Here is a 1529-nt window from a genome sequence, read left to right as displayed (position 1 = left end):
AGCACCCGGCCCGCCCGTGTGCGAGCCGATTTCCGGGTGGCGGCGCACCGGCTTCCGGACGGCGAACGCGACTGCCTGGCCGTGGCGAACCGGCCTCCGAGCCGTCGTCAACGGACCCGCGCCGTGGTGAACCGGCCTTCGAGCCGCGGTAGAGCGACCTCCCGCGCGCTGGAGGGACGGCCGAAGCCGTGAACGAGAGGCTCGCGCGCCTGTTGCCTGGCGCGGCATCAGATCTTGACGAAGTGGGTGCGGCCACCCTGCACCCTGTCGCCCCGGTCCCGGCCCGAGCGCTTCTCGCGCCCTGAGCGGAACTCCACGGCGGGGACGGTGCCGAGACCGCCCGTGAGGACCTCAGGGCGACGACTGGCGGTACAACGACGACACCCCCCGACGCGCCGTACGGGGCTCAGGCCGTCGGCGCCGGGAACAGCAGGCAGCTGCTGGTGGCGTGGGCGAGCAGCCGGTCGGCGGAGTCGTACAGCTGGGCCTGGGCCAGTGCCGTGCGGCGGCCGCCGTTCAGGACGGTGCCCACGGCGCGGACCTTGCCGGTGTCCACCGTGATCGGACGCAGGAACTTCACGGTCAGGTCGAGCGAGGTGTAGGCCATGCCCTGCGGAAGCGTCGTCTGGACGGCGCATCCCGCCGCGGAGTCCAGCAGGGTCGCGTAGACCCCGCCGTGAACGCTGCCGATGGGGTTGTAGTGCTCCTCGCCGGGCTCCAGCGAGAACACCGCACGCCCGCGGTCGACCTCTTCGAGCACGATCCCGATCGTGGCACCGATGGGAGGGCCGGGCAGCCGGCCGGCGATCATCGCGCGCAGGAACTCGAGCCCGCTGGTCCGTCCGACCTCGGAGGCCGAGACCGAGGGGTCTTCCCACTCGTACGTACGTGACCGGCCCATGCGCGCGCTCCTCATCTGACTGTGTAAACCGAAGCTAGCCGGGGCCGCAGCTGACTGTCAATAATGAAGCCAGCGCGCCTATGATGCGGGTATGGAGTGGCTCGAAGTGAGCACGGAGAACTGTACGGTCCAGCGCACGCTCGACGTGGTGGGCGAGAAGTGGACGCTGCTGATCGTGCGCGACGCCTTCAACGGCGTCCGGCGATTCGACGACTTCCGCCGTCATGTGGGCCTTTCGGAGGCGGTGTTGGCCGGCCGGCTCCGCACACTGGTGGCGGCCGGGATCCTGCGGACCGAGCCGTACCGGGAAGCGGGCAGCCGTACGCGGCACGAATACCGCCTGACCGGGAAGGGCCGGGACCTGTGGCCCGTCCTGGTGGCGCTCAGACAGTGGGGCGAGGCGTACGTCGCGGACCCGGGGGGCCCGGTTCTCGACATCCGGCACAGTGAGTGCGCGTCACCGGTGCGGGTCGTGGTGGAGTGCGCCGACGAACATGTCGCGCTCACCCCGGCGGACGTCACGGTCCTGCCCGGCCCGAGCGCGCGACCCCGTGCCTGAGTGAGTCGTGTCGGGTGCCGGGCGCGACCGAGGTCCGACCGTCCCGACGACCCGTCACACGCGAGCGGT

General features: G+C 71.4%; 2 protein-coding genes. One reads left to right on the top strand and one right to left on the bottom strand.

The window, feature by feature from the left end; translation table 11 throughout:
• Window positions 1-406: 406 nt before the first annotated feature.
• Complete coding sequence (locus tag ABZV34_RS39305) at window positions 407-901, bottom strand: PaaI family thioesterase (protein ID WP_356288045.1); 495 nt, start codon at window positions 899-901, stop codon at window positions 407-409.
• Window positions 902-992: 91 nt separating this feature from the next.
• Here ABZV34_RS39305 and ABZV34_RS39300 point away from each other — a divergent pair, with 91 nt between their 5' ends.
• Window positions 993-1460, top strand: coding sequence for a helix-turn-helix domain-containing protein (locus ABZV34_RS39300; protein ID WP_356288042.1), 468 nt, complete (start codon window positions 993-995; stop codon window positions 1458-1460).
• The last annotated feature ends 69 nt before the right edge of the window (window positions 1461-1529 follow it).

Origin of the sequence: Streptomyces sp. NPDC005195 (assembly GCF_040608315.1) — a bacterium.
Classification (GTDB): domain Bacteria; phylum Actinomycetota; class Actinomycetes; order Streptomycetales; family Streptomycetaceae; genus Streptomyces; species Streptomyces kaempferi.
The sequence above is the reverse complement of the archived record's forward strand: the minus strand, read 5'-3'. Positions and strand labels throughout refer to the sequence as shown.

Excerpts from the sequence above, each read along its gene's own strand:
- ABZV34_RS39300 (WP_356288042.1), top strand. The coding sequence starts at position 993 with ATGGAGTGGCTCGAAGTGAGCACGGAGAACTGTACGGTCCAGCGCACG.
- ABZV34_RS39305 (WP_356288045.1), bottom strand. The coding sequence starts at position 901 with ATGGGCCGGTCACGTACGTACGAGTGGGAAGACCCCTCGGTCTCGGCC.